Below are 25,294 nucleotides of genomic sequence, written 5' to 3' on the forward strand. Positions count from 1 at the left end.
GTAAGGTTATGCAAAAAATGACAGTGAGCAGAAAAATATTTCTGTTATTCAACTATATTTTGTTGGGGTTAATCGCCTTTCTATGTCTCCTGCCGCTGATCAACGTATTAGCTGTCTCATTTAGCTCCAGTAGCGCTGCGGCAGCGGGATTCGTGAAGCTATGGCCGGTGGATTTCACGATTGCCTCTTACAAACATGCCCTAACGAAGAGGGAGTTTATGGAGGGCCTGTACGTTTCGGTACAACGCGTAGTGCTGGGGTATGTGATCAATATGGCCATTACGATCCTCATTGCCTACCCGCTTTCCAAAGAAACGAGCGTGCTTCGTTCAAGGAACGTGTATGCTTGGTTCTTCATCATCACTATGCTGTTTCACGGCGGATTAATTCCCAGCTATATGACCATGAAAGCACTTGGCTTGCTGGATACGATATGGGCGTTGGTGCTGCCGGGAGCTGTGCACGTGTTCAATATGATTCTGCTGCTGAATTTCTTTCGGAACTTGCCGAAGGAAATTGAAGAGGCTGCCTACATCGATGGAGCGGGCCATTGGAAGGTGCTGTGGAGCATGTACATTCCATTATCCAAGCCTGCGCTCGCAACGATCACGTTATTCACCGTCGTGATGCATTGGAATTCTTGGTTCGACGGCTTGATCTACATGAACTCGCCTTCGAATTATCCGCTGCAAAGCTATTTGCAAACGATTATCGTCAATCCTGACTCCAGTACGCTGTCATCAACCGAGCTTTATATGTCCGAGGTATCGGACCGTACGTTCAAAGCGGCGCAAGTCTTCCTTGCGGCATTCCCGATTTTGATTTTTTACCCCTTTCTACAAAAATATTTCATGAAGGGCCTCGTCATGGGCAGCGTGAAGGGTTAAGGCAACCTGATCATAGACTGAGCGAATTGGGCTGCCTTTGGCAGTCTTTTTCATCAAGGAGGAATAAGAAGGTATGCATGAACAACTATTGAACCGGCTTCGGGGCCTCTCCGTAGAGGAGCAGGTGGGTCAGCTGAAAAAAGCGACGGACGGAGACGTGCTCCAAGCCTGGCAGCAATCCGGAGTGAAGTTCGCATCGACGGGCGGCCGTCTCGAGGCAACCTATTACACGGCGCTGCGCAAGCTGCTGGATTGCATCGTGCCAACGATGGGGGAAGCCCCTGTCCTGCACGAAGGCGGCATTTATTTGGGGTGCTGGATGGAAAGCACGGGAACGATCAATAATGAGCTGCTATCGCGTTTCCTGCCGGCGGTATCGGAGGACACCTTTGAGCTATTTGCGGACTATCAGAAGGAAGACGGGCAGATGCCCTATAAAATAACGGAAAACGGTCCGGCTTACCGGCAAATTCAGATGGTAACGCCGCTGGCTCGCAGCGTGTGGAATCACTATACGCTGAATGGACGCAATCAAGCCTTTCTGAGAAAAATGTATGAGGCGATGGCACGCTTTGACAAGTGGCTGGCGACGTACCGCGATACACGGCAAACCGGCTGCGTAGAAGCCTTTTGCACGTTTGATACAGGGCATGACCTGTCTCCGCGGTTCTGGCATGTGCCGGATTCCGCGCATCTTGACGATGCGAGACAGTATAATCCGGACTCTCCGATTTTGCCTTTCTTAGCGCCGGATTTGACGGCGAATGTATATTGCCAGCGGCTTTATTTATCGCGCATAGCCCGAGAGCTGGGGGATGCGGAGGCGGCTGCGGGCTGGGAAGCCAAGGCTCAACAAAGCTTGGATAGCTTGTTTGAACATTGCTACGACAGGGCGGATGCCTTCTTCTACGATGTGGATCGGAACGGTGAATGGGTCCGCATTCAGTCGGATGTTCTCTTGCGGGTGTTGGCTTGCGAGGTGGGCGATGGCGAATTCTTTGCGGCTTCGCTGCGGAAGTATTTGCTCAATACGAGCAAATTTTTCGCCAAATATCCGTTTACCTCCATTGCCATGGATGACCCCCGCTTTGATCCGTTCTCCAGCTACAATACGTGGGCAGGCACATCCAATTTCTTGAGTTTGATCCGTACGCCGCACGCCTTCGAGCATCATCATCGTTATGTGGAGCTGACGTGGGTGCTGAATCCGATCGTTACGGCCTTGGCGCAGATGACGCGTTTTGCGCAAACTGTTAGCCCTTGGACAGGGAAAGAGGGCTTTACGGAGTCCTATTCGCCTGCCATTCTGTGCCTATTAGACTTCGTTGAGCGGATGAGCGGCATCGTGCCAAGGCCTGATGGGGAACTCTGGTTCACTTCATTAATCCCGTATCCGCAGGACCATGGCGAGGTGACGGCCGCCGAGATCGGCTACAGCCGAATCATCGATGGGGTCACGTTTGAATGCCTGACGACAAAGGAAGGAAGCACCGTCTATCGTAACGGCGAAGCCTATTTGCAAATCCCGAGCGGGACTCGGGCTGTGACCGACAGAAGCGGCCGATTGAAAGCCGTCATCGGGATGAATGTGCGTACAATTGAAGGAACGGTTAGGTATGAAGGACAAGAGCTTCCTCTTGTGGTGAAGGGAAATGAGCAAGTCGAGCTGTCACAAGGACGATTCATCCGTGTGCGCGATCTAGGCATTATCTATCCAACGTATCGATAAAGGAGGTGTTCATCTATGGCTGCGGTTCATAATCATCAATTGCAAGTGCGGGATCCCTTTGTCATTCCCGTTCAAGCGGAAGGACTATACTACTTGTTCGGGAGTACGGATCCGAATATTTGGGGCAAGGGAATCGGGTTTGACGTGTACGTGGGGAGAGACCTGGAAACCTGGGAAGGGCCTTACCAGGTCTTCCGGCCCGATGCGGACTTCTACGCGGAGAACAATTTCTGGGCGCCGGAAGTGCACAAGTACGAGGGCCGCTTTTATATGTTCGCGACCTTCCGCCGGAAGGACAACAACTTGCTCGGCACCGCCGTGCTCGTCAGCGACAGCCTGTTAGGTCCTTTTACCCCGCATAGCGAGGGGCCGCTGACGCCGAAGGCATGGTGCTCGCTGGACGGGACTTTGTTTATCGATGAGGAGGGTCAGCCTTGGATGGTGTTCTGCAGAGAATGGCAGCAGGTAAGAGATGGCCAGGTTTGCGCGGTCCGCTTAACGAAAGATCTGAAGGGCACCATCGGAGAGCCTGAGCTTCTCTTTACCGCTTCACAAGCGAAGTGGCCGACTTCTTTCCAGCATGCGCGTTATCCAGGTCAAGACAACTACGTGACCGACGGACCTTCCATGTATCGTACAGCCAAGGGCGAGCTGATGATGCTATGGGCTAGTTTTATTCACAATACGTATGCTGTCGGCGTAGCGAAGTCCGTATCCGGTCGGGTACAGGGGCCATGGGTACAGGAGGAAGAAGCTTTATTTCGAAGCGATGGCGGACATGGCATGCTATTCCATGCCTTCGACGGAACCCTGATGCTCGCGGTTCATACGCCGAATCAGACACCGAATGAGCGGCCGCTTTTCCTGCCGATTGAAGAGGTGAACGGCACGCTGAGAGTGCTTAAAGAATAGGAACTAATTAGACACCTCCGCTGAGGTGTTTTTTTTACGGATAAACGATTTGGATGATTTCAGGCATGTATGGGAATAATTTGTATCTGTATCAGCTAACTTCTTCAAAGGATGATTGCAATGTCCATTGCGATTCTGGCTTTAATGGCATGGTTGGTGATGATTGTATTCTCGCTTGTGCCCAAAGGGTTAACACTTACGGAAATGGTTCTTCTATACTTCGTCATCGTCGTCTTAACCATTACGATATTCACTATCCTTGATGTTAATCTGAACTGGGTTCCACTCACTCGCAAAGTTGAAGGTTCCTTTGCCATGTATATTTGTCGTTTCTTCGTAATCCCTCTTCTTGTCCTCATGGCTGCCTGCGTCCTCCTTTCGAACATGAAAGTGAAATGGCGTGTGGTTTTATCGGCGATCATCGTCATGGTCTTATCTGGGGCGGATCGGATTTATTTGAGGCTTGATCTCATGGAGTTCGTGAGATGGAATGTAGGCTATTCCGTTCTCATGTACGGGGTATTTGTGATCCTCATCTGGCGTATTGCCCATTGGTATATAGGCCTGGATAAGGAGGTCTCAAAAGAATCTTGAGCGAAATTCGTTACGACTATTCCTTTAATCTGAATGAGTGGTTTATCGTCATTGCCCTCATTGTTGGAACCTTGATGGTATTATGGCTGCCACGACGTTTTTCTAAAAAGACGGCCTGCGTGTACCTGATGTGCGGCGTATTTAACGGTTTCTTTTTCGATCATACGTTGAGTGTGTTTCCGGTTAGTTTTTATGATATTAATGATACTTCCCGCTTTGAAGTGATGGACTTTTTTTCCCATGTGATGTACGCACCCTACAGTTATCTTTTCTTTTATTTATATGACTTCTTCCGTGTCAAAACGAGTAATGCTATGTTGTACATTCTGGTATGGGCATTCGTAAGTACCGGTTTCGAGCGATTGTGCGTGCTAGTTGGGATCTTTCATTACCAACAAGGATATAGCATCTATTACTCTTTCTGCATTTATTTGGTCGTCTTGAGCTTGTGGGTGACCATCTATCATGTCTTGAAGAATCATGGAGACCAACGTTTTTAGCTATTCGCAAGGCCGGCAGCAATTGATTATGGTTCTAGAGGGTTAGTGTAATGAAGGGTTCAAAGGTTATAATAGAGCATACCTCGTTCTTCAAACTAGTAAGATGACAAAGGATGCCGATCATGCCGATTAATTCTTTTGATAACTATCCAATGAGCTGGAAACCATCGATTGATAAAACCCAAAAACCTATTTATAAAGTACTCGCAAGGCAATTGTATCAGGATATTCTAAACGGAGTTCTGTTACCCGGAACAAGACTCCCTTCGCAGCGGGAACTGGCCGATTTCCTAGACTTAAATTTGAGCACGATATCCAAAGCGTTTAAGATGTGTGAGTTGAAAGGTTTGTTAAGTGCAGCCGTTGGCAGTGGAACATTCGTATCGTATGATGCGTTATCCAATGCGTATTTACTTGAAGATACCAAGCCGAAGCACTTAATCGAAATGGGAGCGACACTGCCGGATAATGCTTCATACGAGCCGTTGCTGCTTCAGTTGAAAAGTATGCTGCAAGATACGGATTATGAAAAGTGGTTCGGTTATGGCCGTTCAGGCGAAAGCCTCTGGCAAAGGGACGCAGCTCTTAAACTCATCCGAAGAAGCGGCCTTGAAACAACAGTCGATCGCATTGTACTGGCTAATGGCGGTCAGAATGCCATTGCGGCCACACTTGCAAGTTTATGTAAGCCTGGAGACCGCATTGGTGCCGATCCGCATACATACCCTGGTTTAAAAACGGCTGCAGCGATGCTTAGTATCCAAATTGTACCGATAAAGTCGGAGAACGGCGAAATGAGTCCGGCTGCTTTGGAATACGCGTGTAAAAATGACAATATGAAAGGCGTTTACTTAATTCCGGATTATCATAATCCGACAGCTAGTACGATGTCGGTAGAGAATCGCCAAAGGATTGCAGCCGTTGCCAAAAAGTATAATCCATTCATTATTGAAGATGCGTCTTACAGCCTTCTGAGCGACAAACGGCTTCCCGCAGTGGCCTCCTTCGCGCCGGAACAGACCATCTACATAGCGAGTTTATCCAAATCGATCGCACCGGGCTTGCGGCTAGCCTATGTAGCCGTTCCGAGTCCCTTCAAGGAGCTAATTGCCAAGGCTTTATATAATTTAAATGTTTATGTGTCGCCGTTGTTTGCCGAACTGGCAGCGCGTACAATTGTATCTAATCAATTCGAAAGCATAATTGATGGCCATCGGGAACAAGCCATTCGCAGAAATCGAATCGTAAACCGATACTTGTCAGACTATACGTGCTTGGGGGCTGAAACAGGTATCTTCCGTTGGCTGCTGTTACCAGGCAGTATCACAGGTGCAGAGTTCGAAAGGCTAGCCGCACAGCAGGGGGTTCAAGTGTATGCGGCTGACCGGTTCGTAGTGGGGAATAGTACCCCAGAGCGGGCTGTAAGGATTGCAGTCTGTGCACCGGCAACGGTCCAAGAGCTAGAGGAAGGATTAGCGATCCTTCAATATATACTTCACGAGATAACCGAATAGGAAAATTGTTTGCCATACAATTATGATATTGTATGGCATTTTTGTGCGTGTTATGATGGAGCAAATCTTGTTGAAGGGTAGCAAGAAGCTTGCTTGAAGGAAGGAGGAAGCCTTATGGACAATCAAGTGGTTATTGTTGGAGCCGGTTTAAGCGGCCTTCGGGCTGCCTCTCTGCTTCATGTGCACGGGATCTCATGCAGGGTGCTAGAGGCTAGAGACCGGATTGGCGGCAGGGTCATGAGCACTTCTGTTCTGAATCGGCCTGAGCTGGGCAAGTTTGACCTCGGACCGACATGGTTCTGGCCGCAATATGAGAGCGCGATTACCAATCTGGTTAAAGAATTACAGCTAGAAACCTTCATTCCGTACACCAAAGGGGAGATACTGCTGGAACGGTTTCACAACGAGCCGGCAGAGCGATATAGGCTGCCAGCTAACGCGAATGAAAGCTCGATTCGATTCACAGGAGGCGTACAGTCGCTTATTGATGCGTTAGCGGATACGATTCCTCCAGGGACCATCGAGTTAGAGACACGAGCTACAGCTCTTCGGCTCAATAGTAATGGTACGGTCACGGTTGATGCCGTTCATGCAGACGGAGAGCGTGAACAGATAACAGCAAACGCGGTGATTCTAGCCTTGCCGCCTCGCCTTGTGGCGCGGCATATGGCATTCACGCCGCTTCTTCCTCCAGAACTGGTTGCCGACCTTGTCAACAAACCTACGTGGATGGCAGGACAGGCCAAGGCCGTTGTCGTCTATGATCGTCCTTTCTGGCGGGAATTGGGGTTCTCCGGATTCGTATCAAGCCGGGTCGGACCCTTGCAGGAAATTCATGATGCTTCTCCTGGTACAGGCTCAGGAGCGCTATTCGGTTTCTTCGGCATACCAGCCCCCATGCGCCATAAACTAGGGCAGGAGGAATTGAAGAAAAGAATCATGGACCAATTGGTTAGGCTGTTTGGACCCCAGGCTTGTCAAGAACGTGCTTTTCTTTACAAGGATTGGTCGGAAGATGACGAAACGGCTGTTGAAGAAGACTTCGAACCACTTATGAATGCCCCGGCCTATGGTCAACCCTCGGTCGTTGGGAGATGGGAGAAGAAAATCTTCTTTGCCGGTACAGAGACGAATTCGCCATTCGGCGGGCATTTGGAAGGTGCGCTTCGGTCTGCTGACAAGGCAGTTTCAGAGATAAATAAATGGATAGGAGGCCGTGCATGATGAAAGTGATGAACGCCGTACAAATTCCCGCCAAAGGGGAAAAAATGCGATTGGTGCAGATTCCGGTGCCCCAGCCGGGAGAAGGGCAAGTCTTGCTTCGTGTAGAAGCATGCGGCGTATGTCATGGTGACTCGCTCGCCATTGGAGGGGCGTCCCCAGCGTATCCCCGCATCCCTGGCCATGAAGTCATTGGCAGCGTTGTGCAGCTTGGCGCCGGTTCCACGAAATGGAACATTGGCGATCGCGTGGGTATTGGATGGCATGGTGGGGACAACCACGTTACAGGCCTGACCATCGACGGCGGTTACGCTGAGTACATGGTTGCCTATGAGGAGAGCTTGTCATTGATCCCGGAGGAATTGTCCGCGGTAGAAGCAGCACCCCTTATGTGTGCAGGTGAAACAACCTTTAGTGCACTTCGGAACAGTAAAGCTCGGCCTGGCGATCTTGTAGCCATTCAAGGGATTGGCGGACTTGGGCACTTAGCGGTTCAATATGCCCGCAAGGCGGGGTTCCGCACGGCAGCGATTTCGCGCGGCAGCGACAAAGAAGAGCTGATACGTCAACTTGGGGCCCATCACTACATTAATTCCGACAAGGAAGACCCGGCTTTGGCCTTGCAGGCGTTAGGTGGGGCCAAAGTCATTCTCGCTACTGCGCCGAACGCCCAAGCGATCGCTTCCCTCATGAACGGGCTTGGATCGGATAGTGAGCTCATTATTGTAGCCGGCTCGGGTGAGCAGCTGGGTTTATCGGCAAGAGATTTCCTCAAAGGACCGAATACGGTGAGAGGCTCCTTTACTGGACATGCGCGAGAAATTCAGGAAGCCGTTAACTTCAGCGTGCTTACGGATGTACGGCCCATGATTGAAACTTTTCCGCTGGAACGTGTTAGCGAAGCCTATGACCGAATGATGGCGGCATCCACTCGGTTTCGGGCCGTTCTCCATATTCATGAAGGCAATTAATTGGTAATAGAAGGGGATGGGGACATGTCGAGCCGAACAGCACTCGATCAAGAACAAATAGAAAACGGGAGAGAATCACTGAAGCAATATGTGGATTCCCCTGAGAAACAGCGTCAGCTGCACCAAAGAACGATGATCATCGTCGTTGCCTCTCAAATTTTTGGCGGGGCGGGATTGGCTGCAGGAATCACGGTAGGGGCACTGCTCGCACAGGATATGCTCGGAACAGACAGCTTTGCCGGCGTTCCGACTGCCCTGTTTACGTTAGGCTCTGCTGCCGCGGCGCTAATCGTCGGCCGTCTGTCCCAACGCTTGGGGCGTCGTGCGGGGCTGGCTGCGGGTTTCTTAACAGGCGGGCTTGGCGCTGCAGGCGTCGTCCTGGCAGCCGTCTTCCATCATATCGGGCTGCTCTTGCTTTCGCTGCTGCTCTATGGAGCAGGGATGGCAACCAACCTGCAGGCCAGATATGCCGGAACGGATCTGGCCCTCCCGACAGGAAGGGCCAAAGCGATAAGTACGGCTATGGTTTTCACGACCATTGGCGCGGTTGCCGGGCCGAATCTTGTCACGTTGACAGGTCGGATAGCGACATCTCTTGGCGCTCCTGCGTTATCCGGGCCCTTTATGCTGGCGGCCATCGCATATCTGTTGGCGGGATTCGTGCTGCTCATCTTCCTGCGGCCTGATCCTTTGATCGTGGCCAAAGCCATTGCAGAGGTTGAGCGATTAAAAGATCGTCAGAACGGCACACTGCCATCATCGCATGTATTGGAAGCTGGTTTCAATAAACGGGGGATCATTGTTGGCGCGTCAGTGATGGTAGTAACCCAGATTGTTATGGTCGGCATTATGACCATGACGCCGGTTCACATGAAGCATCACGGACACGGACTTGGAGAGGTTGGTGTTGTGATCGGCATCCATGTTGCTGCGATGTATCTGCCATCGCTATTAACGGGTGTTCTCGTCGATAAGTACGGAAGATTGCCCATGTCCTATGCCTCCGGTATTACGCTGCTCTTGGCCGGCTTACTGGCTGCCTATGCACCCGGGGACTCAACAGTGCTGCTCGTTCTTGCACTTGCGCTTCTTGGATTAGGGTGGAACTTCGGGTTGATCAGCGGGACAGCGGCGATCGTCGATGCCACGACTCCCCAAATACGCGCGAAGACGCAAGGGACCGTAGACGTTCTTATTGCTCTGGCTGGGGCATCCGGAGGCGCCTTGTCCGGGATGGTTGTGGCTCAGTCCAGCTATTCGACACTCTCCTTGGCTGGAGGATTTCTGTCCTTGCTTCTTATTCCGGTTGTGTTGTGGTCCCGTAGAAAAGGGGGATGATAGGGAGCGGGAATAAGTGATAAAGACACAGCGGGGGCCGGCCATGAAGGGATAGGCACATGTAACTGATCATTCCGTCCAAGCAAATGCGCTAATAGGTTCGTACTTTATAAAGTCGTCAAACTTTTGATTACAAGAGGAGGAGCACTTTATGGGTTACACCGCGTCATCTGCTGGAAGCTATGGTGGAGGGTATACATCGGCAGCAACCGTCCTTGTTCTGTTCATCTTACTGGTTATCGTTCTCACTTCAGTATGCTTGTAAGGTCTTACACTTCCTTAATTGCGATTATGACACTTGGATGGAAATTGGCAGCATGGATTCCTCTCTATAGGTGATTGCTTTTTCCAAGGAAGGAGGATATGAACTATGGGGTATACAACAAGTAATACGACAAGCGCAGCCGCAATTTTAGTTCTCTTCATTCTATTGGTTATTGTTACTATGACATTCGTCTGGTAATTAGCAAAGAATCGTTCTCATCATTATTTTGATAATGTTGTTCAGCCTGTGGCGAATTAGCTGCAGGCTTTTTTAATTTGCACGGGGCTGCAGATGTCAAGCATTGTATCGATTGTTTTTGTCATTGTGGGGGATAATGATAATAAAGAGAATGAGGTGGCTTGCCAATGATATATATTTATAACGATTTCGGGGGGACGCATACGACGGCTTTGGCTGCAGCTTATCATCTGAAGAAGTTGGATGAAACTCGCGAGCCCACGAAGAAAGAAATCCTAAACACGCATAATTTTAATAAATTAGTGTATAAGGACAGAGGAAAGTTATACTTTCACGGGAAAGATGAGGACGGCAACAAGGTCTATACAATGGGGAGAGGCAGGTCTAAGATTCTTGTTCCCGGCATTTATAATTTGATCGATATGTTGATTGAGGAGGGGGTTCTGCATGAAAAAATTATATTATCCAATACGTCTCCGACGGTGCCTTTTTCAATGACATGTGGCGGCATGCTGTCACGGTGGCTGAAGATTGATTTTATAGGCGTACCGTTATTAATTATTGGAGCTAAACAAGCCTATCAAGACATTATCCATCTCGTTCATCATACAAAGAAAATCGCAAAATCCTCAAATACACAATTAATCATGCTGGAAAATAAAGAATTCAAATGATGGTAATATGAAAAAACGAACTACTAATCTCAAAGAGATCAATAGTTCGTTAACCGTTCTGTGGAACCTATTTAATCACACGGCGTGCTGTCATGTAGTGAGACTTCCAATAGGAGTTAATCGTAGTGATTTTCACACCGCCGGCACCGTAAGTGTTTAACATTTTGTTATTTCCAACGTAAACGCCTACATGGCCGACTCCGGGTCTGCCCGGAACGGAGAAGAATAGCAGGTCGCCTTTCTTCCAATTGCTTTTCGAAACATAACTACCGACTCTCGATTGCTGAGCAGCTGTCCGCGGTAGGCTAATGCCGTATTTCCCGAAAATATATTTCGTTAAGGTCGAGCAGTCGAAGTTGCGTGTCTGTCCGACTTTGGCCCCGAATTTATAAGGCGTGCCCAAATATCTTTTCCCTAAAGAAATAATTTTATCCGCTTTTGACGTTGCGGTGATTGTAGCAGCAGTAGCAGCTTGAGTAGGTTGTGGACTACTGATTAGCCCTCCTGAGATAGCAACTGTTGCTCCAATTGTCATAATTGCCAAGCGCTTGCTCCATTTATGATGTAGTTTCATAGTTGTCTTCCTCCTTGTTATGAGCGCTATTTCGTAGCTAAGCCTAGTATAGCAGACTGAAAGTCTCCTATAATTTACTAGAGGGAGAGCAAACCGTGGGCTCGAAAGGGATCAGACCGCTTTATTAGAAAACCATGAGAATCTTCTTTGAAAATTATTCTTGACTAGCTGTAGATCAACAAAAAGCTCGGTTTTAAGCCATTTATAAGGGCTCATCCTGGCCCCGACGCAAGCGTAACTGGAATTTCTCCTTTTATTTCAGCTTAAAAATCCTCTTGTAGAGATATAACTGGAAATTCCTCTTAGGCCCCTTAATTAAACTGGAGTCCTCTCAACCAATAAATTAAACTAAAAGCAAGGGAGATGATCCAGAATGAAAAAGAGGTTTAAAGAGGAAGAAAAACTTAAAATAGTTAACGAAGCATTGGCCGGTGTTAAGATTGGGGTACTCGCCCGCTTATATGACACACACCCCGAAACCATCCGTTTGTGGGTGAAGGATTACCGCGACGCCATCCCAGAATCGGAGATCCCTCGAACAGATGAGAACATAGAGGAATTACGGCGACTGCAGGAGGTGGAGGAGCGCTATGAAAAAGCGGTGAAAGTTCTTGGTGAGAAAGAACTCGAAATAGAAATCCTCCGAGAGCTATTAAAAAAGAAAAACCCCGCTTATCAGAAAAATTTGAAGTAGCAGACCCATTCATTAAGCGGGGTGAGCCAGCAGCAGTTGTACTGCGCATCCTTGGGATATCGGAGTCAACATACTACGAACGTAACGTGATCTACTCAGCCTAAGAGCATTTAATACGCTTGGGGAGGATGCTTCTGAAGCGTTCGAAACCTATATGGACTTCTATAACAACCGTAAAATGCATGGAAGCTTAGAATTGATGCCACCGACTAAGTTTTCAAATTGGGTGGACAAGACACCTATTTAGAGGGCCTAGCCGCGGAAATACAAGCCCTTATTTCAGTATAACGAGGGCCAATAGCCGTGGAAGCGGAAATAAGATGCGTTATTATGCTGATTGAGCTATGAAACACCCAAATTCAGCAAGGATAACGCGTTGTATTTCCGCTTTACCTTCCAGAACCGCTAATTCAGCCGTAATAGCGAACTGTATTTCCGCTGGCGTGAGAGTCCTTGGGCCACAATATTTCCAAGGGGGAACTCGTGGGGTTGTTAGGCAATAAATAGTAGCGAGGTCATTCCGGCGCGGCAGCTTGTTAGGTGGATGTGTGCGACATTGAAGGGACAGGCTCTTAAGGGTACGAGGATGGAGTTCTGCCGTGATGACAGTAGATTCGGTTGGGAAGCTTGGCGGCGCGTGAGCGGAACGGAAATACAGGCCCTTATTTTAGTAAAACGAGGGCCAATAGCCGCTGAAGCGGAAATAAGATGCGTTATTATGCTGATTGAGCTGCGAAACACCCAAATTCAGCAAGGATAACGCATTGTATTTCCGCTTTACCTTCCAGAACCGCTAATTCAGCCGTAATAGCGAACTGTATTTCCGCTGGCGTGAGGGTCCTTTGGCCTCAGCTCCGACCGTGGAACGCCCACAGTTACGTGGACGAATGCCGCGCTATGTCGCGCTTTCGCGCCGTCGCGCCGCCGCACCACCGGCGCCACCGCCGCCGCCCACCGGCATCGCCGCCCCCCATCCCGCTTACCGGGCCGCGACAAGCTGCTTCTCACGCTCGTGCCGGCCGCACCTTCGGTGACACGCCGGCTTCCAGCGCTCTTGCGACCGATCGCCATCGAACGACCGGCGCATGGCTCACGTCTCGCCTTCCTTATATAGTGAGATGAATTGGGCCGGCACAGCATCTGCAAGCCACACTTCATTGCCCGCATAGTAGAAGTTAACTCCCGCCGAACGGGCCTTAGCCAAATTTATGCATAGAATGACTAGCTCCCCTCTTCGCCTGCCAGCCAGCATGGCAAAATGCAGCCCTTCGGACATATGCACGTATTGGCAGCCATGGCCTGCATTCCTTCCTTCAGAATCACCGGCGCAGCCTTTGCATTCGTTCCATGGAAAAGAAGCACCGGCGGCTCTCCGACGGGGTATTGCACTTTATCGTGGCTACGCCCGTAACGGGCTCGAATCCGGTCGCCGTAAATTTCATAGTGCTGCTTCTCGCAGCAGGCAACCAGTTCTTCAATTTCACTTTGCGCCTATCCCAGACCAAGCCTTCTGCGCGCATAGAACTTCTAGAGATATAACTGGAGATTCTCCTGTTATCTCGATGAATAATGCCGCAAAGTGGCCTGTTCAGCCCTATTTTAACGGGAGAAATTCCTGTTATTCATCTCCCAAGGCCAGCTCTAGCTTCGATTAACTGGCGTTTTTCCAGTTATGCTGCAGACTTAAGGACTAGCCGCTGTGCGCTTGCTTGCTTATCAGGAAAGATGCTTGCGATAGAGGTAAGGATCATCAGGATGAAAGCTGCCTGGCGTCTGTCGTAAATCGCAGACAAGCTGAAGGAGCGGGAACAATCCCCGCCTTACATCATCCAAGAAAACCGCGCTCATGCGCGGGTTTTTTATTATGAATCCGCCGATTTTTCTAGGCAAAGTATTTAATTTAAAACAGTACCTTGACAGTCATAGTAATATGACTTATTATACGGATATGGAGGTGATTGAATTGAGCGAGAACAAGATCACATCCGACCTGCTTCGCGGACATACGGATACGATGATTTTACGGCTCTTGTCTGAAGCTGATCGCTATGGCTACGAGGTTGTCAAACTGATTGCCGAGCGCTCGGGAGGCGAGTATGAGTTGAAGGAAGCGACGATGTACTCCAGCTTCCGGCGGCTTGAGGCAGACGGGGATATCGAGTGGTATTGGGGCGATGAAACTCAGGGAGGACGGCGCAAATATTTTAGAATTACCGAGAAGGGCAAGGACACTTACACCCGTAACAAAAGCAATTGGGAATACGCCAAGCGCGTATTAGAAAATTTAGTATAAGGAGAGATTGGATATGATGAATCCCAAATTGACGGATTATTTGAACAGCGTTTTTACGCCATACGATGGGGTGAAAAGCGTCAACGAATTAAAGGCCGACCTGCTCTTGGATTTACAGGAGCGATACCGCGAACTCAGAGCGGAGGGCAAGGATGATGAAACAGCGTTTCAGATGACGATTGAGAGCATCGGCGATATTGAACAAACGATCCTGGAGGTCGCCAACCTCTCCCGTTCGCTGGAACGGCAAGTCGTGACAAACTTTAGCGCAAGCAACTTGGCCAAAAGCGACTTTGCAGGCGTTACCGCGCACAAAGGGCAGTTTAAAGGCAGCGCGCTGCATGGTTCCGATTTCTCGGGCGCAGATTTGACCGGCAGCTCGTTTAAGAGCAGCGACGTACGCGAAGCCATTTTTGACGGCGCGAATCTGACGGACTGCAGCCTATCCACGCTTGACCTGTCCAAGGCAAGCTTCCACAAGTCGATCCTAGTACGAACCAATTTCAGCAAGTCGGGGCTTGACGGCGTCAAATTCACAGGAATAAGAATGACCGACGTGACGTTTACAATGACCGATCTTAGAAAAACGATGTTTGAAGGTTGTTCATTTGATGGGGTTGACTTCACATACTCCGATCTGACCGGGCAGTGCTTCGACGGACAGACGTTTATCGGCGTTAAGTTTGACAAAGCGGGATTGAACGGAGTTTCCTTCAAGGGCGCTACTTTAAAGAATGTTTCTTTTCAGTCTGCGTTTACGTTCTCTAAGAAGTACTATCGTGCGATCAAAACCATCTGCTTTGACGGCGCAACGATGGATAAACTGACCTATGCATTGCTCAAAGGCATGGAAGCCAATTTGTCCCAAGTTACTGTCGTTTAATTTAAGGGAGGGAATCCGATGCCAACCGTGCAAACCAATCCCATTCAAGTAAAAGGACTGATTAAATCCTACAAGCAGCATCAAGTGCTGAAGGGCGTAGATTTCGAGGTGGAAAAAGGGAGTATATTCGCTCTCCTTGGCTCCAACGGGGCAGGCAAGACAACAGTTGTCAAAATTCTCACCACGCTGCTCCAACCGGATGGCGGCACTGCCGCTATCAATGGATTCGATGTCGCGGCTAAGCCCGATCATGTCCGTCAGGCGATTAGTCTGACCGGGCAATTCGCCGCTGTGGACGAAATTTTAACCGGACGGGAAAATTTGATCATGATTGCGAAGCTGCGATACCTCAAGGATCCGCGTCAAGTAGCGGACGACTTGCTCCGACGCTTCGGCTTGACAGACGCCGCGGACCGCAGGGTGGCTACTTATTCGGGCGGGATGCGCCGCAGGCTCGACATCGCCCTTAGCCTTGTGGGGAAACCGCAGATCATTTTCCTTGACGAACCGACCACAGGGCTTGACCCCGAAGCGCGTATAGAGGTTTGGAAGATTGTCAAGGAGCTGGCGGACAAAGGCACGACCATCTTCTTAACTACGCAGTATTTAGAGGAGGCAGAGCAGCTTGCCGACCGAATTGCCATTCTGCATGAGGGCAGGATTATCTCCAGCGGCACGCTCTCGGAGCTGAAAAAGCTGTTCCCACCCGCCAAGGTGGAGTATGTGGAGAAGCAGCCGACTTTGGAAGAGATCTTCCTCGCCATCGTCGGCACAAAGGAGGAGAAGTGAATGGAGACGACAAAGAACCATTTTTTCAGCGATATGGGCGTTATGGTTGGACGTTCGATGCGTCATATTTCCCGCAGTATGGATACCATCATCACGGTCACCATCATGCCGATCGCTTTCATGCTGCTGTTCGTTTATGTGTTCGGCGGTGCCATTCAAACCGGAACGGATAACTATGTGAATTACCTGTTGCCCGGTATACTGCTGATTGCTATTGCCAGCGGTGTGGCTTACACGGCTTATCGCCTGTTTACCGATGTGCAGCGGGGCATCTTCGAGCGGTTTCACACCATGCCGATTTCCCGTTCCACCTTGCTCTGGGGGCATGTCCTCACCTCGCTAGTATCCAACGCAATCTCCGTTGTCGTCATCCTTCTCGTATCGTTGATTATGGGCTTTCGTTCATCCGCTGGCGTGCTGCCATGGCTGGCCGTAGCCGGCATCCTTGCGCTGTTTACGTTGGCCTTAACTTGGGTTGCCGCTATAGCCGGCTTGTCCGCAAAAACGGTCGATGGCGCAAGCGCCTTCTCCTACCCGATTATCTTCCTGCCCTTTATCAGCTCAGCATTCGTGCCAACTGAGTCAATGCCGACCGTCGTTCGTGTCTTTGCCGAAAACCAACCGGTAACCTCGATTGTAGAAGCCATCCGCGCATTGCTGTCAGGACAACAAGTGGGGAATGAGATATGGATTGCGCTTGCGTGGTGCATCGGCATTGTGTTCGTCGCTTATTTCTTTGCCATGAAGGCTTATAAAAAGAGGGTATGACATTCGCGGGGTAGACGAATTTGGAGGAAGTACGCGTGCGAACAAGTTATAAAGTACTGAAAATCAGCAAACAATAAAAGCCATAAGATTCCCAGGAAGGGAGCTCCTATGGCTTTTTTATTGTACAATCCACTTGTACCCGCACCGAATTGCCCCGGCACCTCATGTTATTGATCCAAATCTGCATCAAACCAACGCCAAACTTCATCCTTCGCTTGGTCAACGATCGTGTTATTTGCCCGAATAATGTAAATTTTGTGTGTTTTATCCATGTAATAGAGGCCTTCCGCAAGCTCGGATACACGCTCCATTTTTAGTTCGGTTGTCATGGTGTACAGCCCGCTTTGCTCGTTCGGTGAGAAATCTTTTGAATTTATACCGTTCATCACGACGTACAACTTGCCTTCCCCGACGGAAGGATCTGCAAGCAGCGGGTTCGTTATGCCCAGCACCTGAACGTCCAGCTCACCAAGCAGGTCGTTTACGTCGTGAACATTTCCCTCCCGATCCAGTAAAGCTAGCCGCGCCGTGCCGGAGATCATGCCATTGCGGCCTGGCAGCAAGGCCGATGCGATCCACGTCGTCCCGTCTGGATTCGGTATGACCCGGTCCAGCCTTTGACTCAAATCAGCGAGCTGCGTCACCTTGCCGTCGCGGACCAAGAAGTTGTAGGTAGTTCCATAGTTCGGACCGATCACAGGGATTGGAAGTCTTAGATTGATAGAGAGAATATATGCGTTATTCGCCGCCTCGAACCTCGTATAGGAATGTACCGGCGGACCCCAGTCAGCTGCTTCCCATACATCGGAGTCCGTCAGTGTGTAGATCTTCAGGTTACCATCATATAAATCGCGGCCTTTGCGCGTCAACTCCACGGGTTTCCCGCCCATAGGGTGCTTGGAATCGATGAGTCGGTTGGTGAACGCCTCCAGCGCTTTGCGGTTTTGCAGCTCGGCTTGATGAGTGGACTTGTCGATTTTCACCATCGCCTTCTCGTCATCCGCACCCAGCAAAGAATAAAAATACAAGGCTTGATCATCGTCGCCGATGAGTCCCTGCATGACATTCTGACCGCCAATGATGCCAAGCCCCGTTTGTTCATTCCAAACAAGATCGAGTCGCAATAAATCATGGGCGAATTGCCATGTAAGCGGGATGTAGGTGATGTCCCGGAATGTTAAGAACGGATAAGGCTCTTCCGCATTCTCGATTTTCTTTTCCCCGAATTGAATCGGGAAACTTGCCAATTGAACGGAGTACGATGTACTGTTACGCGTTTTGCTCAGATCCTGCTCGGCCCGAGACGTCCGTATAGGAGGCGGATAATTACGATTTGGCCATAAAATCAGCCCCGCATCATCGCTCCACTGATACTCAATATTCAGCGATTGAAGATTGTTCCACGTCATAGGCATGTAGGTAATGTCTTTGTAAAGTAAAAATGGGTACTCACTGTAGGCCTGGTCCAATGAAGTGTTGTTAAGTGTAATAGGAAACTTCGGAATGGATGCACGGATCGAGGTACCGGCCGTGGCTTGAACGGGCAGCGCTGCACACGCAAGCAGCACAATGGCCGCACAGCTAAGTGCAATTTTTCGAACGGATAATAGCAAGCGATCAACTCATTTCCTATAAATTGAAAACCGCGTATTTCACATAAATAGACGTCAAGCCGGTGGTAAAGTTGCATGAATTTGGGAACTGCATGCATGCTTTCCGGTTCCCGATGTTACCGAAATGTGAGCGAGACGTCAGTGTCAAGGGGTTTTAATCAGCCTGCGTTTGGGGTACGATGATGACTGGGGTTATCCCATTAGAAGGGGGAAAGCTGTTTCAGCGAATGGAGGGGAGAATACTGGAAAACTTTGCATGCTTATACATCGTACGTGGTGAACCCTATCGACCGGGCACCATCGTGAATCTCAGTGAAGATGAAACGCGGGTCGGCCGGGTATCCAATCAGTTTACTCCGGACTTGGCCTTAACGAACGCTTTTATTTCCCGGGAGCATCTCGTCATCCGCAAAGAACAAGACGTGGCGGTGCTATATGATTTAGGAAGCCGGCACGGAACGGAGATCAATGGCGTACTGTTAACGCCGCACACCCCATATACGTTGAAAAATTTTGATATCATTAAGCTCTCAAAAGGGATGACCGTCATCCACTTTTCATATACGTTCGCCGATCAGACTCTAGAAATCGAACCGCTTAGCGTCACCAGGATGCTAGAAATTCCGGAACTGCCACTCACGATTCATTGGGAAAGAAGAGAATGTATCGTCGAAGGCAGGCGAATCCTCATGTCAGAGAAAGAATATTTACTGATTCGTGTGCTGCATGAGAATGCCAACCGGCTCGTTCCGCTCGAGGAAATTAAATCCAGCGTATGGCCGGAAAGGTCAACGGGAGCAGAAGGCTTCTCCGATGTGACGTTGGACGAGCTGAATGCCTTGATCTACCGGGTACGCAAAAAGTACGGCAAAGCTACCTTTCTGATTAGTGCAGTGCGAGGCAGCGGCTATATGCTCGAAACGGAATTGAAATCGTCATAACGAAAGTAGGGACACTTCATGAAGTATATACAGGCTGAGTTCTCAGGTCCCCTGAACGGAACGGTACATATACCGGGAGCGAAGAATAGCTCCCTTGCTTTACTTGCCGCCGCTTGTCTGGCGGACAGTATCGTAACTTTAGAGGGGATTCCCCGTATAGACGATGTCCGCATTATCGCCGATATCGGCCGGGATATCGGGATAAAGCTTAGACAGGAAGGCCGGCAAGTCATCATTGACCCGCGATGGATTCATAGCTCCGTGATCGATCCAGGCAAAGCTTCGAGCTACCGGGCGTCTTATTATTTCGCAGGTGCGTTACTGTCCAAATTCGGCAAAGTGACGATCGGATTGCCTGGCGGTGACGATTTCGTCTCAAGACCGATTGATCAGCATATCAAGGTATTCAAAGCGCTAGGAGCGCAGGTGCGTCTCTTCGAAGATTATTACGAAGTTGAGGCTGCTGAGCTGAAGGGGGCGGACATTTATTTCGACACCATTACTTCCGGCGCGACGATTAATGCGATGCTGGCGGCTGTGCTGGCCAAAGGACGGACACAACTGTACAACGCAGCTGTAGATCCGGAAGTGTGCGATACGGCAAACTTCCTGAACCAGTTGGGTGCGCGAATCTACGGGGCAGGTACGGATTTTATTCGAATTGAAGGCGTCTCCTATCTGAACGGTGGAACGCACACGGTGATTCCCGACAGGCTGATTGCCGGTGCCTTTCTGATGGCGGCCGGGCTCCACGGGGGGCAGGTTACCGTCATGGACGTCATCCCCGAGCATCTGGGCTCATGTCTGGCCAAGATGGAGGAAATAGGGATGCATTTGGAATGCGGCGAGAGCCACATTACGGCTTATGGGGCGAATTCGCTGAAAGCGACGCGTATCCGCACAGGCATGTATCCGAGCTTCGCCACCGATTTGCAGCAGCCCATGACTGCGCTCCTCCTGCAAGCGAAGGGCAAGAGCATCGTTACCGATCGTGTCTACCCCAAGCGGTACGCTCACGTTCCGCAGCTGCGGCGGCTTGGTGCAGAGATCGAGCTGCGGCAGGACAGCGCGTTGATCAGCGGAGGACGGCCCTTGCAAGGCGGCTGGGTGCATGCTACTGATGTGCGTGCAGGCACTTGCTTGCTGATGGCCGGTTTAGCGGCTGAGGGCAGCACGTGTATAACAGGTGTCGAGCACCTCGAGCGCGGCTACGAAGACGTTATCGGCAGCTTCAGATCGATAGGGGCCAAGCTATCGATGCGCGAGTTGGACGCACAGGCGCATCCAAGTCAGATTCGTGAATCTTATTGATGTTTCAAAATATGAACACCGTCTTGAAGTTGGCGGTGTTTTTTCGTTTGGTTAACTGGGGACTTCCAGCTCTGGTTGTACCACTAACGGGATGAATATATGGTAAAATAAGGGCGTAAACAACCCGCAGAAGGAGTGTTACAGTATGGATCTTGAAATGGTTATGCAGGAGCTTGAAGCCCTTGGCAAAGAACGGCTCAAGAAAATGTACATATCCAATGGCGCGAGAGAGCCGTTATTTGGCGTTGCGACGGGCGAGATGAAGCCGATTCTCAAGAAAACCAAGCTCAATCAATCTTTGGCGGAGCAGTTATATGCCACAGGCAATTACGACGCCATGTACTTCGCCGGCATCATTGCAGAACCGAATGTCATGACGGAGGCGGATTATGATCGTTGGATGGATGCAGCGTATTTCTACATGTTGTCCGATTATGTAGTGGCTGTCACTTTGTCCGAAGCGGACATTGCTCAGGATGTTGCTGATAAGTGGATTGGAAGCGGTGAAGATTTGAGAATGTCGGCAGGCTGGAGTTGTTATTGCTGGCTCTTGGGCAGCCGGCCGGACAGTGAATTCGCTGAAAGCAAGCTCGCCAAGATGCTAGAACAAGTGGAAAATACGATTCGCGATGCTCCTGAGCGTACGAAATATGCCATGAATAATTTTATATACACGGTGGCGACGTCCTATTCGCCGCTTCATGATCAGGCGGTCGCAACGGCTAAGGCCGTATGCCCGATAGAAGTCATAAATGACAAGGGAAAAAGCAAGTTTCTTAACGCTTTGGAAAATATTCAAAAGGCAGAAGCGAGAGGAAAGCTTGGTTTCAAGCGCAAGCATGTCAGGTGTTAACGGATAACTTGGCAGAATCAGGGGGAGTGCTTACATGTGGCTTCTCTTAAAGAGCAGGAGAACATAATCAATTCGCGAATATCTACATGTAAATATTTACCGGCAGTCGAAAACTGCTGGAGAGGATGCAGAGCAGAAACTTAACCTAAGGAAGGATGAAATGAGATGACTGCCAAAGATTCCGAATGGCCGATCACCGAGCCGAAGCAATCGGTCATCGCGTGGCTGCTTGACGGGGACCCTGCGATTCGTTGGCAAGTGATGCGTGATCTGACCAAGGAGCCCGATGACGTTGTTGCTGCAGAGAGGTCCCGGGTTGCCTCGGAGGGCTGGGGCGCACGGGTCCTTGACCTGCAATCCCCCAAGGGCAACTGGGGCGGTGACGCCGACGCACGCAACTGGTTGTGCACAAGCTACACCTTGCTGCTCTTGAAGGATTTGGGCCTCGACCCGTCGGGTGAGGAAGCCCGCAGATCCATCGGCCTTGTGCGCGAGCATATCACCTGGCCGCAGCAAATGGGCGGTCTGCCATACTTCGACGGCGAGACTGAGCCTTGCGTGAATGGGTGGATCCTTGGTGTGGGTGCGTACTTCGGAGAGGCAAGTGACCGGTTGGTCGACCGGCTCCTCAGCGAGCAGTTGGAGGACGGAGGCTGGAATTGCGACGCTCCTCAAAGCCGGCGTTCCTCGTTCCACAGCACCATTTGTATTTTGGAGGGACTATTGGAGTACGAGAAGGCGAAGGGCGCAACGGCTGCTGTCACCGAAGCCCGCGCCCGGGCACAGGCATATATGCTGGAGCGTCGTATGCTGAGGTCCCTGTCATCCGGTGAAGTCATCGATCCCGACTGGACGCGGTTCTCGTTCCCGACTACGTGGCATTACGACGTGCTCCGAGGGTTGGATTACTTGCGCAGCGCAGGTGTCGAACCCGATGAACGGGTTGCCGAGGCCGTCGGTCTGGTGGCGAAGAAACAAGATCATAACGGGATGTGGCCGCTGGAGAACGTTCATCCCGACCGAGTGCACTTCGACATGGAGGGTGCGGAAGGCGAGCCTAGCCGCTGGAACACTCTTCGCACCCTGCGTGTGCTGGACTGGTATTCAACACGGTATTAAGTTAGCGGATATATGATTTTGAAAGAGAAGAAGGAACAGTTTGCCATAGGGCAGCTGTTCCTTTTTTGATGGGGGAGAAGTCTCGAAAGACGGGCTTGGCGTAATCCGAAAATAAGTTTGCAAAGCCATCTCTGCTGTTCGAGAACGGCCGGCCGGCTGTATTGTACTGCGCGGTTGCGGCAGGTACGAACCGGAAGATCAACAACCGCCTAGCCGGGCAGCCATGGTCCGCACTCCGGCATTTTGGAGGGCGGATTTTTGGCGTGGCTAACGGACACAGTGGCCGTTATTTGCCGAGTTTGGGCGGGACGCGGGTTCTAACGGACACCAGTGCGGTTATTTGTCCCGTTTGGCTCTGATTTTGTCTTGAAATCGGCAAATAAGGTTCTTGGTGTCCGCTAGAATCCGGATGAGACGATTTACGGGGCAATAACGTTCCTAGTGTCCGTTAGCTTCGCGAGGCAGCGCGATACACCAATTACGGCGATGCCTGCTATGCCGTAAGCACAAAGCCTTGCCGCAGCGGCCGAGCAGTAAGCTGGCTGCCGTAACCCGGCGGATCAGAATTATCGCCGCTACGAGAAATTTCTTAGCCATATACCTAATTGAAATCCATGGACAGGCCCGAATAATTTCGGTAGAATTTCTTGCAACTTATTAACTACGTTAATTGTCGTTACGATGCTTCTCATCATGGTAACGAATTATTTTCGTTCTGTGGACGTGGTTAAGCGTGACAATAGCAATTATATGCAAGGGGGCATCTCTCAACTGAAGCAGACGATTGCAGCGAATAGCGAGCATATCGTTCGAATTCTCGATACCGTTGCTTACAATAGTCAGACCGTTCGAAGCTACTTCTACATACGAAAGTCAATATTCAGACGAATGATCGAAATAGTGAAGAAGCAATGTCTGCCAAAGTGTCACAGATGGAAGACCCCATTTGTCTTATTAGTGTCTTCGAAATAATAACTAATTAAAAATTGGAGGAATCTAATCATGACACAGCGTTTAAATTATATGCAGCAATCCCCGGAGCTTTTCAAAAAGATGATGGAATTCAGCAACGCCGAGAAGGAAAGTGCAATTGAAGAGAAAATTCTTCACCTTGTGCACATCCGCGCTTCGCAAATGAATGGGTGCGGGTTCTGTCTGGATATGCACGTCAAGCAAGCCAAGATGCATGGCGAGAGCGAGCTTCGCCTCTATCACACTTCGATTTGGCGCGAATCGACGCTGTTCTCTCCGCGTGAAAGGGCGGCACTCGCATGGACCGAGATTTTGACCAAGCTGCCGGAACATGGCGTGCCGGACGAATTGTACGAGCGCGTTCGCGGTCAATTCTCGGAGAAAGAAATCTCGGATCTGACGTTCTCGGTCATGGCGATCAACGCTTGGAATAGAGTCAACGTTGCCTTTAAGACGGTACCGGGCTCTGCCGACGCAGCATTCGGGTTGAACAAAGCCGGCTTGAGCTAAGCGTTCGGGAAATAAATCGAATGAGGAGATCCGCCTTGCTGCGGGTCTTCTTTTTATTTACTTTACTTTTCGTATAGACTGGAGTAGAGCAATTAGTAAGATACATAAGGAGATCCATTCGGCATGAAATTCGAACGTATCAAGTTTCCGAACGGGTTTTGGGCGGGTTTACAGCACTTGGGCATCTCCCCGCACGACGTAGTTCGCAAAGCGCAGCTGCCGCTATCCCTAATCACCGAACAAGCCGCGGTAACATCCGAAGAATATTTCAGCATCTGGCAAGCCTATGCCGACCTAATTGGCGGCACGGCCATCGGCATCGTCAAGCTTGTTAACGTGTTTGAAACGACACAATACCCGCCGACCGTCCTGGCGACGTACCATGCCCGTGACTATCGCGATGCTCTTAACCGAATGGCGCGGTACAAACAACTGTGCCCTCCGGAAAGCTTGCGTATCACCGAAGAGGGTGAGCGTTGTACAATCGAATTGGCTTGGATGCGCAGCGAGCAAGCGGGGCCGCCAGTGCTCACCGGTGCCACGCTGGCTTTCCTTCTGGAGCTTGGCCGGCGGGGGACGGGCAAGCCGTTGACGGCGCGATCCGTGGAATTTATTCAACCGATGGACGATATCCAATTACTTGAGGCTTACTTCGGGTGTCCTGTCCGGGCCGGAGCAGCCGTGAACCGATTGACGCTGCATCGAAGAGATCTGGAGCAACCTTTTACATCGTACAACCAAGAGTTGTTGGAGGTTCTGACGCCCATATTGGACCAGTCGTTGGATGAACATCGCAGCCGTCCGGTTCCGGAGATGGTCAAGTGGATACTGAAGCGCAGCCTGTCCGGAGGACACCTGGACATGCGGGCGGTGGCTCGTGAGCTGGGCATGAGCAATCGTACCTTGCAGCGCCGTCTTACCGACGAAGGGACAACGTTCAAGCAGCTGCTGACACAGGCCCGGCATGAGCAGTCGCTGGAATATTTGAAAGATCCCAAGCTGGAACTTAAAGAAGTGGCTTTCTTAATTGGCTACACGGACCAGAACTCCTTCTACCGCGCCTTCCGCCTATGGGAAGGGGATACTCCTGCCAATTGGCGTTCCGCATACGTAAGGTCGTAAGGTCACACCCGCTGGTGTAGAACGAATCGGCTCCAACCCACACCCTCTT

General features: G+C 50.4%; 25 protein-coding genes and 1 pseudogene. 22 read left to right on the forward strand and 4 right to left on the reverse strand.

The genetic code is table 11. The features are described 5' to 3' along the window. Positions 1-8 precede the first annotated feature (8 nt). The 11 genes from PUT07_RS31285 (at position 9) to PUT07_RS31335 (ending at position 10,803) form a co-directional block, all read left to right on the forward strand. Positions 9-887 carry a carbohydrate ABC transporter permease gene (locus PUT07_RS31285; RefSeq protein ID WP_274472711.1) on the forward strand — a complete coding sequence of 293 codons (879 nt, stop codon included), beginning with the start codon at positions 9-11 and terminating at the stop codon, positions 885-887. A gap of 73 nt (positions 888-960) precedes the next feature. Beyond that, positions 961-2,616: an MGH1-like glycoside hydrolase domain-containing protein gene (locus PUT07_RS31290; protein WP_274472712.1), complete on the forward strand. Its 1,656-nt coding sequence runs from the start codon at positions 961-963 to the stop codon at positions 2,614-2,616. Positions 2,617-2,631: 15 nt separating this feature from the next. Next, positions 2,632-3,528 carry a glycoside hydrolase family 43 protein gene (locus PUT07_RS31295; RefSeq protein WP_274472713.1) on the forward strand — a complete coding sequence of 299 codons (897 nt, stop codon included), beginning with the start codon at positions 2,632-2,634 and terminating at the stop codon, positions 3,526-3,528. Positions 3,529-3,648: 120 nt separating this feature from the next. After that, the gene (locus PUT07_RS31300) at positions 3,649-4,122 is read left to right on the forward strand and encodes a hypothetical protein (protein ID WP_274472714.1); all 474 of its coding nucleotides are present in this window, start codon (positions 3,649-3,651) and stop codon (positions 4,120-4,122) included. Beyond that, positions 4,119-4,622 (forward strand): hypothetical protein, encoded by a 504-nt coding sequence (locus PUT07_RS31305; protein WP_274472715.1) that lies wholly within the window; start codon positions 4,119-4,121, stop codon positions 4,620-4,622. Before PUT07_RS31300 ends, PUT07_RS31305 begins: the two co-directional genes overlap by 4 nt. 122 nt (positions 4,623-4,744) lie before the next feature. Further along, complete coding sequence (locus PUT07_RS31310; RefSeq protein WP_274472812.1) at positions 4,745-6,136, forward strand: aminotransferase-like domain-containing protein; 1,392 nt, start codon at positions 4,745-4,747, stop codon at positions 6,134-6,136. A 114-nt stretch (positions 6,137-6,250) separates the two neighbouring features. Then, positions 6,251-7,360, forward strand: a complete 1,110-nt coding sequence (locus PUT07_RS31315; protein ID WP_274472716.1) for a flavin monoamine oxidase family protein — start codon at positions 6,251-6,253, stop codon at positions 7,358-7,360. Beyond that, positions 7,360-8,328, forward strand: coding sequence for an alcohol dehydrogenase catalytic domain-containing protein (locus PUT07_RS31320; RefSeq protein ID WP_274472813.1), 969 nt, complete (start codon positions 7,360-7,362; stop codon positions 8,326-8,328). Before PUT07_RS31315 ends, PUT07_RS31320 begins: the two co-directional genes overlap by 1 nt. A gap of 24 nt (positions 8,329-8,352) precedes the next feature. Beyond that, positions 8,353-9,666, forward strand: a complete 1,314-nt coding sequence (locus PUT07_RS31325) for an MFS transporter (RefSeq protein WP_274472717.1) — start codon at positions 8,353-8,355, stop codon at positions 9,664-9,666. 151 nt (positions 9,667-9,817) lie between these two features. Then, positions 9,818-9,931, forward strand: a complete 114-nt coding sequence (locus tag PUT07_RS31330; protein ID WP_274472718.1) for a YjcZ family sporulation protein — start codon at positions 9,818-9,820, stop codon at positions 9,929-9,931. Between the two features lie 365 nt (positions 9,932-10,296). Then, complete coding sequence (locus tag PUT07_RS31335) at positions 10,297-10,803, forward strand: DUF3189 family protein (protein ID WP_274472719.1); 507 nt, start codon at positions 10,297-10,299, stop codon at positions 10,801-10,803. A gap of 67 nt (positions 10,804-10,870) precedes the next feature. Here PUT07_RS31335 and PUT07_RS31340 read toward each other — a convergent pair whose 3' ends face one another. Then, positions 10,871-11,377, reverse strand: a complete 507-nt coding sequence (locus PUT07_RS31340) for a C40 family peptidase (protein ID WP_274472720.1) — start codon at positions 11,375-11,377, stop codon at positions 10,871-10,873. Positions 11,378-11,750: 373 nt separating this feature from the next. On the opposite strand from PUT07_RS31340, the gene PUT07_RS31345 reads away from it, so the two are divergent. After that, on the forward strand, positions 11,751-12,071 hold the full coding sequence (locus PUT07_RS31345; protein ID WP_274472721.1) for a helix-turn-helix domain-containing protein: 321 nt from the start codon (positions 11,751-11,753) through the stop codon (positions 12,069-12,071). Between the two features lie 1,090 nt (positions 12,072-13,161). On the opposite strand, the pseudogene PUT07_RS31355 reads toward PUT07_RS31345, so the two are convergent. Further along, a pseudogene (locus PUT07_RS31355) lies at positions 13,162-13,550 on the reverse strand (RNA 2'-phosphotransferase). A gap of 484 nt (positions 13,551-14,034) precedes the next feature. Here PUT07_RS31355 and PUT07_RS31360 point away from each other — a divergent pair. The 4 genes from PUT07_RS31360 to PUT07_RS31375 are packed head-to-tail and all read left to right on the forward strand — an operon-like array spanning position 14,035 to position 16,804. Then, complete coding sequence (locus PUT07_RS31360; RefSeq protein WP_274472722.1) at positions 14,035-14,364, forward strand: PadR family transcriptional regulator; 330 nt, start codon at positions 14,035-14,037, stop codon at positions 14,362-14,364. Between the two features lie 16 nt (positions 14,365-14,380). Next, positions 14,381-15,247, forward strand: a complete 867-nt coding sequence (locus tag PUT07_RS31365; RefSeq protein ID WP_274472816.1) for a pentapeptide repeat-containing protein — start codon at positions 14,381-14,383, stop codon at positions 15,245-15,247. A gap of 18 nt (positions 15,248-15,265) precedes the next feature. Beyond that, entirely contained in the window at positions 15,266-16,036 is a 771-nt protein-coding gene (locus PUT07_RS31370) for an ABC transporter ATP-binding protein (protein WP_274472723.1), read from the forward strand. Further along, positions 16,037-16,804: an ABC transporter permease gene (locus PUT07_RS31375; RefSeq protein WP_274472724.1), complete on the forward strand. Its 768-nt coding sequence runs from the start codon at positions 16,037-16,039 to the stop codon at positions 16,802-16,804. It abuts the gene before it with no gap. A 167-nt stretch (positions 16,805-16,971) separates the two neighbouring features. On the opposite strand, the gene PUT07_RS31380 is transcribed toward PUT07_RS31375, so the two are convergent. Further along, entirely contained in the window at positions 16,972-18,417 is a 1,446-nt protein-coding gene (locus tag PUT07_RS31380) for a hypothetical protein (RefSeq protein WP_274472725.1), read from the reverse strand. Between the two features lie 302 nt (positions 18,418-18,719). On the opposite strand from PUT07_RS31380, the gene PUT07_RS31385 reads away from it, so the two are divergent. The 4 genes from PUT07_RS31385 to PUT07_RS31400 all read left to right on the forward strand — a co-directional run bounded on the left by PUT07_RS31385 (position 18,720) and on the right by PUT07_RS31400 (position 22,641). Next, positions 18,720-19,358, forward strand: coding sequence for an FHA domain-containing protein (locus tag PUT07_RS31385; protein WP_274472726.1), 639 nt, complete (start codon positions 18,720-18,722; stop codon positions 19,356-19,358). Between the two features lie 18 nt (positions 19,359-19,376). Continuing rightward, complete coding sequence (murA, locus tag PUT07_RS31390) at positions 19,377-20,669, forward strand: UDP-N-acetylglucosamine 1-carboxyvinyltransferase (protein WP_274472727.1); 1,293 nt, start codon at positions 19,377-19,379, stop codon at positions 20,667-20,669. A 145-nt stretch (positions 20,670-20,814) separates the two neighbouring features. After that, a complete protein-coding gene (locus tag PUT07_RS31395; RefSeq protein WP_274472728.1) occupies positions 20,815-21,522 on the forward strand; it encodes a DNA alkylation repair protein in 708 nt (235 codons plus the stop codon). 402 nt (positions 21,523-21,924) lie between these two features. Beyond that, positions 21,925-22,641 carry a hypothetical protein gene (locus PUT07_RS31400; protein WP_274472729.1) on the forward strand — a complete coding sequence of 239 codons (717 nt, stop codon included), beginning with the start codon at positions 21,925-21,927 and terminating at the stop codon, positions 22,639-22,641. A 438-nt stretch (positions 22,642-23,079) separates the two neighbouring features. Here PUT07_RS31400 and PUT07_RS31405 read toward each other — a convergent pair whose 3' ends face one another. Beyond that, positions 23,080-23,238 carry a hypothetical protein gene (locus PUT07_RS31405; protein WP_274472730.1) on the reverse strand — a complete coding sequence of 53 codons (159 nt, stop codon included), beginning with the start codon at positions 23,236-23,238 and terminating at the stop codon, positions 23,080-23,082. 405 nt (positions 23,239-23,643) lie between these two features. Between PUT07_RS31405 and PUT07_RS31410 the strand changes: the two genes are divergently transcribed. Both PUT07_RS31410 and PUT07_RS31415 read left to right on the forward strand, forming a co-directional pair. Further along, positions 23,644-24,123, forward strand: coding sequence for a carboxymuconolactone decarboxylase family protein (locus tag PUT07_RS31410; RefSeq protein WP_274472731.1), 480 nt, complete (start codon positions 23,644-23,646; stop codon positions 24,121-24,123). A 123-nt stretch (positions 24,124-24,246) separates the two neighbouring features. Then, the gene (locus tag PUT07_RS31415) at positions 24,247-25,245 is read left to right on the forward strand and encodes an AraC family transcriptional regulator (protein WP_274472732.1); all 999 of its coding nucleotides are present in this window, start codon (positions 24,247-24,249) and stop codon (positions 25,243-25,245) included. Positions 25,246-25,294: the final 49 nt, after the last annotated feature.

The organism is Paenibacillus sp. MAHUQ-63 (assembly GCF_028765165.1).
Classification (GTDB): domain Bacteria; phylum Bacillota; class Bacilli; order Paenibacillales; family NBRC-103111; genus Paenibacillus_E.